General features: G+C 62.3%; 15 protein-coding genes and 1 pseudogene. All 16 read right to left on the bottom strand.

Features of this window, described 5'->3' with window-relative positions:
• Nucleotides 1–246 (bottom strand): annotated as a pseudogene (locus tag KVT38_RS05990) (tryptophan synthase subunit beta); the annotation flags it as partial.
• The gene (locus KVT38_RS05985; RefSeq protein WP_217592786.1) at nt 243–950 is read right to left on the bottom strand and encodes a phosphoribosylanthranilate isomerase; all 708 of its coding nucleotides are present in this window, start codon (nt 948–950) and stop codon (nt 243–245) included. The gene KVT38_RS05985 and the pseudogene KVT38_RS05990, both read right to left, overlap by 4 nt.
• Before the next feature lie 50 nt (nt 951–1,000).
• On the bottom strand, nt 1,001–1,813 hold the full coding sequence (gene trpC, locus KVT38_RS05980) for an indole-3-glycerol phosphate synthase TrpC (RefSeq protein ID WP_217592770.1): 813 nt from the start codon (nt 1,811–1,813) through the stop codon (nt 1,001–1,003).
• On the bottom strand, nt 1,803–2,852 hold the full coding sequence (gene trpD / locus KVT38_RS05975; protein WP_217592769.1) for an anthranilate phosphoribosyltransferase: 1,050 nt from the start codon (nt 2,850–2,852) through the stop codon (nt 1,803–1,805). The genes trpC and trpD overlap by 11 nt, the downstream gene beginning before the upstream one ends.
• Before the next feature lie 34 nt (nt 2,853–2,886).
• A complete protein-coding gene (gene trpE / locus KVT38_RS05970; RefSeq protein ID WP_217592768.1) occupies nt 2,887–4,470 on the bottom strand; it encodes an anthranilate synthase component I in 1,584 nt (527 codons plus the stop codon).
• A gap of 348 nt (nt 4,471–4,818) precedes the next feature.
• Nucleotides 4,819–5,190: a chorismate mutase gene (gene aroH, locus KVT38_RS05965; RefSeq protein WP_217592767.1), complete on the bottom strand. Its 372-nt coding sequence runs from the start codon at nt 5,188–5,190 to the stop codon at nt 4,819–4,821.
• Between the two features lie 5 nt (nt 5,191–5,195).
• Nucleotides 5,196–6,308 carry a 3-dehydroquinate synthase gene (gene aroB / locus KVT38_RS05960; protein ID WP_217592766.1) on the bottom strand — a complete coding sequence of 371 codons (1,113 nt, stop codon included), beginning with the start codon at nt 6,306–6,308 and terminating at the stop codon, nt 5,196–5,198.
• Entirely contained in the window at nt 6,309–7,484 is a 1,176-nt protein-coding gene (aroC, locus tag KVT38_RS05955; RefSeq protein WP_217592765.1) for a chorismate synthase, read from the bottom strand. It lies immediately after the preceding gene.
• Nucleotides 7,485–7,619: 135 nt separating this feature from the next.
• Nucleotides 7,620–7,811 (bottom strand): hypothetical protein, encoded by a 192-nt coding sequence (locus KVT38_RS05950; RefSeq protein WP_217592764.1) that lies wholly within the window; start codon nt 7,809–7,811, stop codon nt 7,620–7,622.
• A gap of 53 nt (nt 7,812–7,864) precedes the next feature.
• Nucleotides 7,865–8,677: a CheR family methyltransferase gene (locus KVT38_RS05945; RefSeq protein ID WP_217592763.1), complete on the bottom strand. Its 813-nt coding sequence runs from the start codon at nt 8,675–8,677 to the stop codon at nt 7,865–7,867.
• A 33-nt stretch (nt 8,678–8,710) separates the two neighbouring features.
• Nucleotides 8,711–9,154, bottom strand: a complete 444-nt coding sequence (gene ndk / locus KVT38_RS05940; RefSeq protein ID WP_217592762.1) for a nucleoside-diphosphate kinase — start codon at nt 9,152–9,154, stop codon at nt 8,711–8,713.
• Between the two features lie 77 nt (nt 9,155–9,231).
• On the bottom strand, nt 9,232–10,206 hold the full coding sequence (locus KVT38_RS05935) for a polyprenyl synthetase family protein (protein WP_217592761.1): 975 nt from the start codon (nt 10,204–10,206) through the stop codon (nt 9,232–9,234).
• Nucleotides 10,207–10,221: 15 nt separating this feature from the next.
• Nucleotides 10,222–11,103, bottom strand: coding sequence for a menaquinone biosynthesis protein (locus KVT38_RS05930; RefSeq protein WP_217592760.1), 882 nt, complete (start codon nt 11,101–11,103; stop codon nt 10,222–10,224).
• Entirely contained in the window at nt 11,093–11,713 is a 621-nt protein-coding gene (locus KVT38_RS05925) for a UbiX family flavin prenyltransferase (RefSeq protein ID WP_483298161.1), read from the bottom strand. Before KVT38_RS05925 ends, KVT38_RS05930 begins: the two co-directional genes overlap by 11 nt.
• Entirely contained in the window at nt 11,710–12,585 is an 876-nt protein-coding gene (locus KVT38_RS05920; RefSeq protein ID WP_217592758.1) for a UbiA-like polyprenyltransferase, read from the bottom strand. Before KVT38_RS05920 ends, KVT38_RS05925 begins: the two co-directional genes overlap by 4 nt.
• A complete protein-coding gene (locus KVT38_RS05915) occupies nt 12,582–13,301 on the bottom strand; it encodes a demethylmenaquinone methyltransferase (protein WP_483298162.1) in 720 nt (239 codons plus the stop codon). Before KVT38_RS05915 ends, KVT38_RS05920 begins: the two co-directional genes overlap by 4 nt.
• Nucleotide 13,302 lies beyond the last annotated feature (1 nt).

Below are 13,302 nucleotides of genomic sequence, written 5' to 3'. Positions count from 1 at the left end.
CCGCCTAAGATAGTTCTGCGCGCCGCCGAGATGCCCGGTGAGGCGTTCGGCATAATACAGCGGGGTCGGCCGGCCCGAATATTGCTTGAGCAAATAACGAACCTCCGCCAGAAAATCCGGATCGTCCTTGTAGCGGTTGTAGGCTTCCTCCAGCTCGTACAGCGCGTTCATCAGCGTCTCGGGGACGTAGCGTCCGCCGAAGCTGCCGAATCGGCCGTACGTGTCCGGCAATTGTGTCGTCGTCATGATTGCTGCTTCACCCTTTCCGCGAATGCGGCGATTTTAATCGCGTCCTTGGCGCCGTTCGTCTCGACGCCGCTCGATATGTCGACGCCGTCGGGCGCATAGACCGACAGCAGTTCCCCTACGTTGTCCGGATCGAGTCCGCCCGCGACAAACAGCCGAATGCCGGCTGCTTTGGCGGCCCGCTCGTAGGCCGGAATGACTTCCCACGGAAAAGCGCGTCCCGTGCCCCCGCCGGCCGTGTCGATCAGCACGGCGGATACGGCGCCGGCATAAGCCGCTAGCCGCGCGGGGCCGGCATCGGGCGTTTCGGCGCCTTCCGCCGCCCCGTCCGATCGTTGTTCTTCGCCGCCGGCGGACAGCGCGCGCCACACGTCTACTTTAAACCGCCGGGCGACCTCTCTGCAAAAATCCGGCGTTTCGCCTTTGCCGTGCAGCTGCACGACGTCAAGCGGCGCTGCGGCGAGCGTGGCCTCAAGCGTCTCGAGCGTCGGGTCGACGAACACGCCGACGGCGAGCGGCGGACGGCCGCCTGCCATCCTGGATTCGCGCGACTGACGGATCAGTTCGCCCGCCGCAGCGGGCGTCACGTAGCGGCGGCTCTTCGGCGAGAAGATAAAGCCGATGTAGTCGACGGGCAGCCCGTCCATCTCGCGCAGCGTCTCCGCTTGCATGATGCCGCAGATTTTGACCGCCGGACGCGTGATCTTGGCTACTGCCGTCTCCCTACGCGTCAGATCCCATTCGCCGTTAGCGCTCATCCCGCCGCTCCCGCCTGGACGACCGGGCCGAGCAAGCCTTCGATCGCGGCGCCGACGTCCAGCTGACGCATGAAGTGCTCGCCGACGAGCACGGCCTGCGCGCCAGCCTTGCCGACATACGCGATATCGTCCGGCGAGGCGATCGCGCTCTCGCTGACCGCCGTGACGCCTTGCGGCATAAGCGCGATCAGCTCTTCCGTGACCGCAAGGTCGGTCTCGAACGTGTGCAGGTTGCGGTTGTTGACGCCGATCAGCGTCGCGAGCCCGACTTCGAGCACCGTCTCGAGCTCGGGGCGGTTATGCACCTCGACGAGCACGTCCAGCCCGATGTCGCGCGCGAGCCGATGATAGGCATCCAGCTGCCGCTTGTCCAGGATCGCCGCGATGTGCAGGATCGCGTCGGCGCCGATCAGTCGCGCCTCATACACTTGCCGCTCGTCGATCGTAAAGTCCTTGCGCAGCAGCGGGACGTTCACGCCCTCGCGGACGCCGCGCAAATAATCGTTGCTGCCTTGAAAATATTGAACGTCGGTCAGCACCGAGATGCAGTCCGTGCCGGCAGCCTCATACGCCTTGGCGAGCTGTACCGGATGAAAGTCCGGCCGGATGAGCCCCTTGGAGGGGCCTGCCTTCTTCACTTCGGCGATGAGGCCGACCGGCCGGCGGCGCCGACCCGCCTGAAGCGCAGCTTCGAAGCCCAGGCAAGCGGGCAGGCCCGCGATCTCGCGCTCGGCGGCGTTCAAATTCATCGACGCCTTCAGTGCCGCCGCTTCTTCTTTTTTTGTCGCTACGATTCGATCAAGAAACATGTCCGAGCTCCTCCGTCCGCTTGATCCACTGCGACAGCTTCGCAGCCGCCGCGCCCGAGTCGATCGTCTCCGCCGCAAGCTTGACGCCGTCCGCGAGACTGTCCGCCCGTCCGGCGACATAGATGCACGCGCCGGCGTTCGCCAGCACGACGTCGCGATAGGCGCCGCGTTCCCCCGCCAGAATGCGGCGGACGATGTCGGCGTTCTCGGCCGCGTCGCCGCCGATCAATGCGCCGAGCGGCAGCGTCGCAAGCCCCAGGTCTTCCGGCGTGATGTCGTACGTCGTGACGACGCCGTCCTTCAGCTCGGACACCTGCGTCGGCGCGGACACACTGATCTCGTCAAGTCCGTCATGGCTGCCGACGACCATCGCGCGCTTCAGTCCAAGCCGGCCGAGCACGGCAGCGACGACGTCGGTCTTGGTCCTGTCGTACAGGCCCATCAGCTGACGGTCTGCGCCGGCGGGATTCGCGAGCGGTCCGAGCATATTGAAGATCGTGCGAATGCCGAGCTCTTTGCGAGGGGCCGCAGCGTGCTTCAGCGCCGGATGGTACAGCTGGGCGAACATGAACGTAATGCCCGTATCGCGCAGGCAAGCCGCAGCTTGCTCCGCCGTCAGCTGGATGTTGACGCCGAGCGCCTCGAGCACGTCCGCGCTGCCCGCTTTGCCGCTCATCGCGCGGTTGCCGTGCTTTGCCACTCTCGCGCCGGCCGCCGCCGCGACGATCGCCGAGGAGGTGGAAATGTTGAATTTATGGATGCCCGAACCGCCCGTGCCGCAAGTGTCCAGCAGATCTTCGTGGGGCGCCGCTACCTTGTTGCCGAAGTCACGCAGCGCCTCCGCGAAGCCGGTGATCTCCTCGATGCTCTCGCCCTTGAGCCGGAGCGCGACCACCGCGGCTCCGATCTGGGCCGGCGTCGCTTCGCCGCGCATGATGAGGCTCATCACGCCGTGCGCCTCTTCCTTCAGCAGATCGTGCCCGGCCATCAGCTTCGCCATCGCTTGCGGCATCGTTATGTTCGCGTCTATTACCGTCATCGTCATGCCCTCCCGCGTTTAAGTATGGAATCGATCAATCGTAGTCCAGATTCGTGCTGCGGTCGCCCGCCATGACGATCAGCCTGCCCGGCTTCGGCTTCGCCGCCGGCGGGAACATCGCCTCCGCAGCGCGGATCGCCTTCAGACAGCCCTTGGCTTTGTTGACCGTCTCCTCGTACTCGCTCTCGGGCACGGAATCCCATACGATGCCGGCGCCGGCTTGCACGTACGCTTTGCCGCCCTTGAACACGATCGTGCGGATCGTAATGCACGTATCCATGTTGCCGGAGAAGCCGAAGTAGCCGATCGCGCCCGCGTAAGCGCCGCGCGCCTCCCGCTCCAGCTCGGAAATGATCTCCATCGCCCGCAGCTTCGGCGCGCCGGACACGGTGCCCGCCGGCAGGCACGACAGGAAAGCGTCAAAAAATGTCTTGTCGGTGGCGAGCTTGCCCGTGACGTTGGACACGATGTGCATGACGTGCGAGTAACGCTCGATCTCCATGTACGAATCGCAGCGTACCGTACCGAATTCGGAGACGCGGCCCAGGTCGTTGCGGCCCAGATCGACGAGCATAACGTGCTCGGCGCGCTCCTTCTCATCCGCCAGCAGCTCCTTGGCGAGTGCGGCGTCCTCTTCGGGCGTGCGGCCACGCGGACGCGTACCCGCGATCGGCCGGGTCTCGACGCGGTCGCCGTCGACCTTGACGAGCAGCTCGGGCGAAGCGCCGACGATGACCTCGTCGCCCAGTTTCAGCATGTACATGTAAGGCGACGGGTTCATCGTCCGCAGCATCCGGTATACCTGAAGCGGATCGACCTCGGTCTCGATGTGGAAGCGCTGGGAGAGCACGACTTGGAAAATGTCGCCCGCCCGAATGTAATCTTTGGCCTGGTTCACGTTCGCAAGGAACTGCTCCTTGGTCAGGTTCGAGCGAACGTCGCCAAGCTCGGGGTCTACCGGCGGCGTGCCGACGGCCGGGGCCGACGGCGGCAGCGGCTGGCGCATGCGCGCAATCGTCTCGTCCATGCTGGCGGACACCTTCGCGTATTCGCGCTCGATGTCGGCGTCGGAGGCGCCGTCCGTCACATGCACGTTGCCGATGACGAGCACCTGCTGCTTGAAGTGGTCGAAAACGACGATGCGGTCGCAGAACATGAAGTGCATGTCGTCCATGTTCAGGTCGTCCTCGCGATGCGCGGGCAGCCTGCGCTCATAATATTGCAGCAGATCGTAGCCGAAAAATCCGATCGCTCCGCCCGTAAACGGAGGAAGCTCAGGCAGCGCGGGACTGCGATAGCCCCGGAGTCGCTCACGCAGCAGCTTCAACGGATCCGTCGTTTCGTACGTTTCCTCGCGGCCCCCCTGGTCGATCGATACCTTGTTTTTTTTCAACCGAAGCACCATAAACGGGTCCGTGCCGATAAACGAATATCTCGCCCACTTGATGCCGCCCTCCACGCTCTCGAGCAAAAAGGCGCGGCCTCCCTGGCCGAGCTGCTGGAAAACGCGAATCGGCGTCTCCGTGTCCGCCATCAATCTTCTGACGACCGGAATGACATTGTAGGCGGCCGACAGCCGGATTACCTCCTGAAGCTCTTTCCCGCGCTGCTGTTCCATCTCTTGTATCTCCCCTCTCCAGGGCCGCAGCCTGTGCGGTCCCGCCGATGCGCCGGCCTCTCATGCCGGCGATTAATGCACGAGCCATGAACCTTGAAAAACGAAAAAATCGCCTCTGCACATGCAGAGGCGATCTCATAGATAAGGGATATGTAGACAAGCTACCGCCCGGCTCATGCCGCCGGTTCGTTCGCCGCCTATGCCGACTTCGCGTTCCGCAAGGAACCGTATCGGCCGCTCCGCTCATCTCTGCTCTGCTCGTCTCACCCGCGCGTAAGTCATCGTCCCTCCGGCCGACGGTTCTGCGCCAAGTAATGTGTCTACTATAGCATCGCCGGAGGGCGGACGTCAACGGGCGGACGACAGATCCGGCCGAAGCTTGACGGCTTCGCCGAGGTACACATGGCGAATCTCCGCTTGCGTCGCCTCGGTGTTCACGTGAACCATCAGCCGAATGCAGCGCTCAAGACCGCCCTTGACGGGAATCTCTACGGAGCACATCAGCGGCACCAGCTCCCAGCCCGCCATTCTGCGAATCGCGCTCGCCGGGAACGTCGCGTCCAAATCCGGCGTCACCGTGATGAACACGCTGCAAATGTCCTCGGGACGCGTGCCGTTCTCCTCGACGATCGCGCCCAGCAGCTCAATCGTCGCTTCCAATATAGGCGTCGCTTCATTGACGTCCACCGTAATGGCGCCTCGAATGCCTCTCATGCTCATGCGCTTCAAGCCTCCTCTGTCAACCCTTCGACGATCTCTCTTACCCAGGCCGCGCTCACGTCGCGCCTGATCTCGACGCTGCCTATCGACGTCGGCACGACGAACACCATGCTGCCCTCGCTGAACTTCTTGTCGTGCTGCATGGCCTTCATGATCTCGTCCGCGGCGAGATGCGCCGGGATGCGAACCGGCAAGCCGAACTTGCGGAAAATCGCTTCCGTACGGATCGCGATGTCGTCGCCGTATCCGAACCGCGCGGCGAGCCGGGCCGAGCCGACCATGCCGATCGCGATCGCTTCGCCGTGCAGCAGCTCCCCGTACCCGGCCGCCGCCTCGAGCGCATGCCCGATCGTATGGCCGAGATTAAGTATGGCGCGTAGATCGTTCTCCCGCTCGTCCCTGGAGACGACGATCGACTTGACCTTACAGCCTTCGTACAGCGCGTAGCCGAGCGCATCGGGGTCGAGCGCAAGCAGCCGCTCCGCGTTCTCCTCGCACCAATCGACGAAGGCGGCGTCCCAGATCAAGCCGTGCTTGATCACCTCGGACAGGCCTGAACGCACCTCCCGCAGAGGCAGGCTGACGAGCGCGTCCAGATCGTACAGCACCGCTTCGGGCTGGTGGAAGGCGCCGATAATGTTTTTCGCGAGACTGTGGTTGACTGCCGTCTTGCCGCCGACGCTGCTGTCGTGCGCAAGAATCGTCGTCGGCATCTGCACGAAGCGGACGCCGCGCATGTAGACGGCGGCGAGAAAGCCGGCCAGGTCGCCTACAACGCCGCCGCCGAGTGCGACGACCGTCGATTTGCGGTCGAGACCGCCCGTCAGCGCATCGGCGACGAGCGCGTCAAGCTGCGCAAGCGACTTGGACGACTCGCCCGAAGGTACGACGGACATGTGGACTTGGTACCCCGCGTCCTCGAGCGATTGCTTGATCCGATCCGCGTACAAGCCGTGGACGGACGCGTCGGTGACGAGCAGCAACGGTGAGCCTACAGGCAAGCCTAGCCGCTTGAAATACGCGCCGGACTCCGCATGCAGACCGGACCCGATGTAGATCGGATACGAGCGATCGCCGAGGTCGACGGTCAACTCGCGGATTTCTCCTGCCGCAGCCATTTAATAGTCCCTCGTCTGCTTCATATAATTGTCGTAGTTCGCGCGAATCTCTTCCATCGAATCTCCGCCGAACTTCTCAATAAACGCCTTGGCGACTTCCCAGACGACGACGTTTTCCATCACGACGCTCGCCGCCGGCACCGCACAGGCGTCTGAACGCTCAACCTGGGCCGTAAAAGGCTCGCGCGTATCGATATCGACGCTCTTGAGCGGCTTGTACAGCGTCGGGATCGGCTTCATGACGCCGCGCACGACGATCGGCTCGCCGTTCGTCATGCCGCCCTCGAAGCCGCCCAGACGATTGCTCGCCCGGTGGTAGCCCTTCTCCTCGGTATACAAAATCTCGTCATGAACCTGCGAGCCCGGACGGTCCGCAGCCTCGAAGCCGATGCCGATCTCGACGCCCTTGAACGCGTTGATCGAGACGACCGCCTGCGCGATCCGGCCGTCGAGCTTGCGGTCCCATTGCACGTGGCTGCCGAGACCGATCGGCAGTCCCGTGACGATGCATTCGACGACACCGCCGATCGAATCTCCGTCCGCCTTCGTCTTGTCGATCAGCTCGATCATCCGCTGCTCCGTCTCCGCGTCGATGACGCGAACGGAGGAAGCCTCCGTGCGCTCAATCAGCTCGTCGACGCCGATGTCCGCGGGAAGCGGCGGTGCCTTGATGCCGCCGATCGAGACGACATGGCCGGCCACGCGAATGCCGAATTCGGCCAGCAGCTGCCGGGCGACGGCGCCGACCGCCACTCTCGCGGCCGTCTCGCGCGCGCTGGAGCGCTCCAAAATGTTGCGAAGGTCCTTCTGCTCGTACTTGATGCCGCCGTTCAGGTCGGCATGGCCGGGGCGCGGACGATGCACGCGGCGCTTGGCCTCGTCGCCGCCTTCGATCGGCTCGACGTTCATGACCGAGGTCCAATGCTTCCAGTCGTTGTTGGCGACGACGAGCGCGACCGGCGCGCCGGTCGTGCGGCCGTGACGCACGCCGCCCACGATCTGGGCCGTATCCTGTTCGATCTGCATCCGACGGCCGCGCCCATGTCCCTTCTGTCTGCGCTGAAGCTGGAAGTTAAGCGCTTCGAAGTCCAGCTCGAGATTGCTTGGCAAGCCTTCGATAATAGCGGTAAGCTGCGGGCCGTGCGTCTCGCCCGCGGTTAAGTAGCGTAGTGTCAAGTTGAGTTCCTCCCCGAATCTTGCGGCGACCCGAATACTTTCGTTTATTATAGTACAGCGTTAAAGCTTTTGACAAGAAAAGAGCCCGCCCATACGGACGGACCGAAAGTCGGCGCGGCGCCTGCCGGCGCCGCTTCAGTCGCGAGAGCCGGCCATGTCCCGCTTGCCTTCTCCGAGGACGGATGTGTCCTTCGGCGAGAGACGGGCTTGTACCGCTTCCGGCACCAGACCGAGCAGCGACGGATGCTCGAGCCCGAGTATTTGCGCGCATTCCTGCGCCGTGATGAGCCCGCTCCGATAGGCTTCGATCGCTTTGCGCTTGTCCATGACACCCTCCGCTGCCTCAGAATCGCTCCTAGTATCGCGCAGGGGAGGCCGCTTCATACGAGGCGGCGGTAGAAAAACGTGTCGGCGGTCTCGAGTCCGTATTGGCCGGGCGAGAAAATCTGTTCGGTGCTGCCGACGAAAAGAATGCCGCCGGGCTTCAGCGCCTTGGCAAACTTGTCGTACAGCTGCTGCTTCGCTTCCTCGGTGAAATAAATCATGACGTTGCGGCAGACGATCAGGTCGAACCCGTCCTGGAACGAATCGAAAAGCAAATTCTGCTTCTGAAACCGGACGGCGCGCTTCAAACGTTCGTCCACCTGAAAGGCGTCCCCGCCGCCTTTGAAGTAAGCCTCCACCATGTCCTTGGGCACTTCCCGGATCGAACGCTCGGGATAGATGCCGGTCCTGGCTTTGGCGAGCACGCCTTCGTCGATGTCGGTCGCAAGCAGCGTCGCCTGCCCCAGGGCGCCGAGCCGATCGAGAATCATCGCGATCGTATAGGGCTCTTCGCCCGTCGAGCATGCGGCGCTCCACACTTTGAGCTTCGGCGAACGCTTGATCATGTCCGGCAGAAACCGGTCCATGAGCATGCTCCAGCGATTCGGGTTGCGCCAAAATTCGGAGACATTGATCGTCATGCGATCCAAAAATTCGTTGCGGAGACGGGGCTCGTCCATAATGGCTTTAAAATAGGAATTAAAATCGGCGAAGCCATTTTTGACGCGCAGCGTCGTGAGCCGCCTGCGCATCTGCGTTTCTTTGTACTGCGAAAGATCGATCGATGTCGCCTTGCGGACATTCGCGATAAAATTGGCGAAATCCTCGTCCTCAGGCGTCATCCGCGCTAAATGTTCGCTCATGCCCATGCTCCCCGTCGGTTCGTCGCGCTTGTAAAGCGTCTAGATCCACACTTGAATGACTTTGTCGTAGTCAAGCAGCTCATCCTCGGCAAAAAAGATGCCGATCTCGCGAAGCGCGCTCTCTTGCGAATCCGAGCCGTGAATCAAGTTATAATTGGTATGTATCGCGTAATCTCCGCGAATCGTGCCGGGCGCCGCCTCGATCCCGCTCGTCTTGCCGATCAGCTGGCGGGCCGCTGTCACGGCGTCGTCTCCCTCCCACACCATGGCGAACACGGGACCGGAAGTGATGAATGTGATGAGCCGGTCGTAAAAGACTTTGCCCTTGTGTTCCGCGTAATGCCGCTCGGCCAACTCCGGCGTTACCCGCATAAGTTTGGCGGCGATCAGCTTCAATCCCTTGCGTTCGAAGCGGCCGACGATCTCCCCGATCAGCCCCCGCTCGATGCCGTCAGGCTTTACCATGAGATACGTGCGTTCCATCATTCAACCCCCTGTGATACGAAAGGCCTGTCCGGCACATCCGCGGTATTTCCATCATTTTACCACAACCGTACCGATTAATAGCTTCTTTGCGCCACAAATCTCGCGATATCCGCCAAATTTTTGCGCGCAGGAATGGCCGGCAAGCCTTCAAGCAGCTTGAGCGCCTTCGCCATATATCGCTCGGCCAGCGCTTCGGCCTGCCGGATGCCCGAGCTGCCCCGCACCAGCTTGACGGCCGCACTCGAGTCGGCATTCCCGCCGGCGGCCTGAATCTTCGCGATCTCGCCCAGCAGCTTGTCCCGAAGCGCAGGCTCCTGCAGCGCGTAGAGCACGGGCAGCGTAATGTTCCCTTGACGGAGATCGCTGCCCGGCGGCTTTCCGATCGCTTTTTCCGTGCCGCACAGATCGAGCAGGTCGTCCGTGATCTGAAAAAGCATGCCGGCGTTGTAGCCGTAGCGGTACAAGATGTCGCACTGCTTTTTGGGTGCGCCCGCCGCCATCGCGCCGAGCTGGCAGCTGATGGCGATGAGCAGCGCCGTCTTGCGGCGAATGCGCAGCAAATAGTTGCGGACGCTCTGCTCCGTATTGAAAAAATCCCGGATCTGCTCCATCTCGCCGATGCACATCTGGACGATCGCGCCGGACAAAATCTGATGGATGCGCGGATGCGCAAGCTCCGTCGCGATGACGAGCGACTTGCCGTGCAGATAGTCGCCGGTAAACATCGCAATGCGGTTGTCCCACTTCGCCTTCACCGTCGGCTGCCCGCGGCGCGTGTCGGCGTCGTCGATCACGTCGTCGTGCACGAGCGATGCCATATGTATGAGCTCGAGCGGCACGGCGACGCGTTTGAGCTGATCGAGCGAATATTGGCCGAACTTACCCGACAGCAGCACGAACACCGGACGCAGCCGCTTGCCGCCCGCCTTGAGCAGGTGCAGCGCCGATTCGTTCAGCAGCGGCAGGTCGCTGGCGACGCTGCCGGCCAGCGCGTCTTCGATCGCTTGCAGATCGGATTTGAGTGAAGCGTAGAGCTGCATCAACTTCATATAGTCACCTTCGGTTCATTGTGGTGGTGCCGCCGGCGCCGCGACCGGTCCGGCCGGGCCCCATTCCTCGATCGAGACGGCCTTGTCCATATAGCCAAGCTCGCGGGCGTATTTGAAAAACAAGGACAAGCCTTCGCGCTGACCTGCGCCGAAATCGTGGTTCAAGCCGCCGAAATATGACTTCCAATAAGCTTCTGTCCCGCCGACGGTATGCAGCGCGTGCGCAATGACCGGCTGCTTGTCGCCGTACGAAAGCCGCTTCGACTCGACCAGCGCCTCGTAGACCTCTCCGATGTCCGCAGGCTTCGCGGCAGCTGCTTCGCGTCTGACCGCCCATACCGCGAAGGTCATCCACATGCCGGTGAACCGGTACCAGTTGTCCGACAGGTCGATGACCTCGTAGCCGTGACGCTGCCAGGAAGCCCGAATGGCGTGATCCCCGATGAGCAGCGCCGCGTCCGCCTTCGCCAGCATCGTCTCGAGATCCGGTTCGGCGGATTCGTATACCGGATGCCCGCCATGGAATTTCTCCATCAAAATCTTCAATAGATTGACCGAGGTTGCCGAAGTGGTCGTCATGGCGATCGTGCCGCCGTCGAGCACTCTCTCGAGCGGCGACTTCAGGAACAGCAGAATCGACTGCACGGGACCGCGGGCGCTCACCGACAGATTCGGCAGCAGCACGTAGTCTTCGCTGTTCAGGCCGTAAGCGAACGAAGAAATGCCGGCCATGTCGATCGCGCCTTCTCGCAGCCGCCGGTTGAGCTCGGCGGGCATCGCCCGCACCAGCTTGGGTGCACATCGGAGCAGCGTCGGCTCAAAGTGGTGGAATACCGGCCATACGTTCGTATAGTCGATTCTGCCGATCCGGATCGGCTCCGTTCGGTCATGATTCATTGCTTTCGCCCCATCTGTTGTATAAATGATGATCGAGACCCATGACGTCCATAATCTTGCCGGTCATGAACCTGACGACGTCGTCCAACGTCTGCGGCCCCTGGTAAAAGGCCGGCATCGCCGGAATGATGCGAACGCCGATCCGCGCCAGCTTCAGCATGTTCTCGAGATGCACGGCGTTCAGCGGCGTCTCCCGCGGCACGAGCAGCAGCGGACGCCCCTCCTTCATCGCGACGTCGGCCGCCCGCGTCATCAGGTTGTCCGAGCTGCCGTGGGCGATCGCGGACAGCGTCCCCATCGAGCACGGGACGACGACCATCCCCTCGCACCGGAAGGAGCCGCTCGCGATCGCGGCGCCGATATCGCCGGGCGGATAGTAGACCAGTTCGCCGCCTTCGATCCCGGCAAAAGCATCGGCCACGGACGCGGCGCGCTTGGCGGCGTTCCAGCCCAGCTCCTCCTTAAGTACGCGCCAACCGGCCTCGGAGATGACCAGATGAACGTCGATGCCCGCCTTTAACAGTTCCCTGCACAAGCTGATGCCGTAAACGGCGCCGCTCGCGCCGGTGATCCCGACCGCCCAACGACGAGGACGTTCTCCCGGCCTCACCATGCGCGCACCAATACGAGATCGATGAAGGTGAAAACGAACAATACGGTGCTAAGCACACCGTTCATCGTAAAGAAAGCGGCATTCAGCTTGCTTAAATCGTCCGGCTTGACGAGCTGATGCTCGTAATACAGCAGTACGGCCGCCACCAGCGTGCCGGCCAAATACCACCAGCTAAGGTCCGTCATCGCGAGCAGCAAAATGAAGCCGGCGAGCGTGACGACGTGCATGACTCTGGCGGTCATTAGCGCCGTGGCGATGCCGAAACGCGCAGGATACGAATACAGGCCTTCCTTGCGGTCGAAGTCGACGTCCTGGCTGGCGTAGATGATATCGAAGCCGGTCGACCAAAGCGCGACAGCCGCGAACAGCACGACGGCCGGCCACGTGATCGTACCGGTGACGGCGACCCAGCCGCCCAGCGGTGCGAGTCCGAGCGTGAGGCCGAGCACAAGATGGCAGGCCCATGTGAAACGCTTGGTATAAGAGTAGATGACGGTCATGAATACCGCGATCGGCATCAGCTTGAGCGCCAGCGGGTTCAGCTGCGATGCCGCCCAGAACAGCAAAGCGAAGGAGATGACGACGAACAGCACCGCTTCGGACGACTTCAGCAATCCCGCGGGGATCGCCCTGCCCGCCGTTCGCGGGTTGCGCGCGTCGATCGCTTTGTCGATAATGCGGTTCAAACTCATCGCGGCCGTCCGCGCGCCGACCATGGCGAGCAGAATCCAGCCGCACTGCGCCCAGGAGGGCAGCTCGCGGTTGACGGTGACGGAACCTAGAATCGTGCCTACGTAGGCGAACGGCAGGGCAAATATCGTATGTTCGAACTTAATCATTTCGAGGAAAATCTTCAACTTCCGAATCATGCCCGTTCATTCCCTTTCTTCCCCATATGCAGCGCGGCTACGCCTCCGGCCAGCGGATAAGCGCGCACTTCCTGAAGACCCGCCTCCCCGAACATCTCGGCGAGCCTAGGCAGGTCGGGAAAATCGGTCAAGGACTCGGGCAGCCAGCGGTACTGCTCGTACTTGCTCGCCACAAGCTTGCCTAGCAGGGGCATCAGCTTTTTAAAGTAAAAATAATAGATCGCCTTAAACGGCTGCCAGCCCGGCTTGGACATCTCCAGGCAGACGACTTGGCCGCCCGGCTTGACGACGCGGTGCATCTCGGAGAGCACCTTGGCATAGTCGGGCACATTGCGCAAGCCGAAGCCGATCGTAACGTAATCGAACGTGTCGTCCGCGAACGGAAGCTCCATCGCGTTGCCTTGCACGAGCTCGATCTGCTTGTCCAATCCTTTTTGCTTGACCTTTTCCCGGCCGACTGCGAGCATGCCGGCGCTGAAGTCGAGCCCGACGGTTCGGCCGGTGCCGCTCGCCTCGGCCAGCGCGATCGTCCAGTCGCAAGTGCCGCAGCACAGGTCGAGCGAAGTCTCGCCGCTTTTAACGTTCATCTTGCGCATGGTGAACTTCCGCCAAGCCTTATGGCGGCGGAAGCTGATAATGTCGTTCATCATATCGTACTTCGGCGCGATGCTCTCGAAGACGGAATGAACGTGATTCTGCTTGGACTTCGCATCCATT

Source organism: Cohnella sp. GbtcB17 (genome assembly GCF_019091135.1).
Classification (GTDB): domain Bacteria; phylum Bacillota; class Bacilli; order Paenibacillales; family Paenibacillaceae; genus Cohnella.
Note: the sequence above shows the minus strand (reverse complement) of the source record. Positions and strands in the feature narration are given on the sequence as shown.

Bases quoted from the DNA above. Each gene is read 5' to 3' on its own strand.
- KVT38_RS05945 (WP_217592763.1), bottom strand. From the start codon at position 8,677: ATGGGCATGAGCGAACATTTAGCGCGGATGACGCCTGAGGACGAGGAT.
- KVT38_RS05935 (WP_217592761.1), bottom strand. From the start codon at position 10,206: ATGAAGTTGATGCAGCTCTACGCTTCACTCAAATCCGATCTGCAAGCG.
- trpC (WP_217592770.1), bottom strand. From the start codon at position 1,813: ATGTTTCTTGATCGAATCGTAGCGACAAAAAAAGAAGAAGCGGCGGCA.
- KVT38_RS05950 (WP_217592764.1), bottom strand. From the start codon at position 7,811: ATGGACAAGCGCAAAGCGATCGAAGCCTATCGGAGCGGGCTCATCACG.
- KVT38_RS05930 (WP_217592760.1), bottom strand. From the start codon at position 11,103: ATGAATCATGACCGAACGGAGCCGATCCGGATCGGCAGAATCGACTAT.
- KVT38_RS05915 (WP_483298162.1), bottom strand. From the start codon at position 13,301: ATGGATGCGAAGTCCAAGCAGAATCACGTTCATTCCGTCTTCGAGAGC.
- trpD (WP_217592769.1), bottom strand. From the start codon at position 2,852: ATGACGGTAATAGACGCGAACATAACGATGCCGCAAGCGATGGCGAAG.
- aroB (WP_217592766.1), bottom strand. From the start codon at position 6,308: ATGGCTGCGGCAGGAGAAATCCGCGAGTTGACCGTCGACCTCGGCGAT.
- trpE (WP_217592768.1), bottom strand. From the start codon at position 4,470: ATGGAACAGCAGCGCGGGAAAGAGCTTCAGGAGGTAATCCGGCTGTCG.
- aroH (WP_217592767.1), bottom strand. From the start codon at position 5,190: ATGAGCATGAGAGGCATTCGAGGCGCCATTACGGTGGACGTCAATGAA.
- KVT38_RS05920 (WP_217592758.1), bottom strand. From the start codon at position 12,585: ATGATTCGGAAGTTGAAGATTTTCCTCGAAATGATTAAGTTCGAACAT.
- ndk (WP_217592762.1), bottom strand. From the start codon at position 9,154: ATGGAACGCACGTATCTCATGGTAAAGCCTGACGGCATCGAGCGGGGG.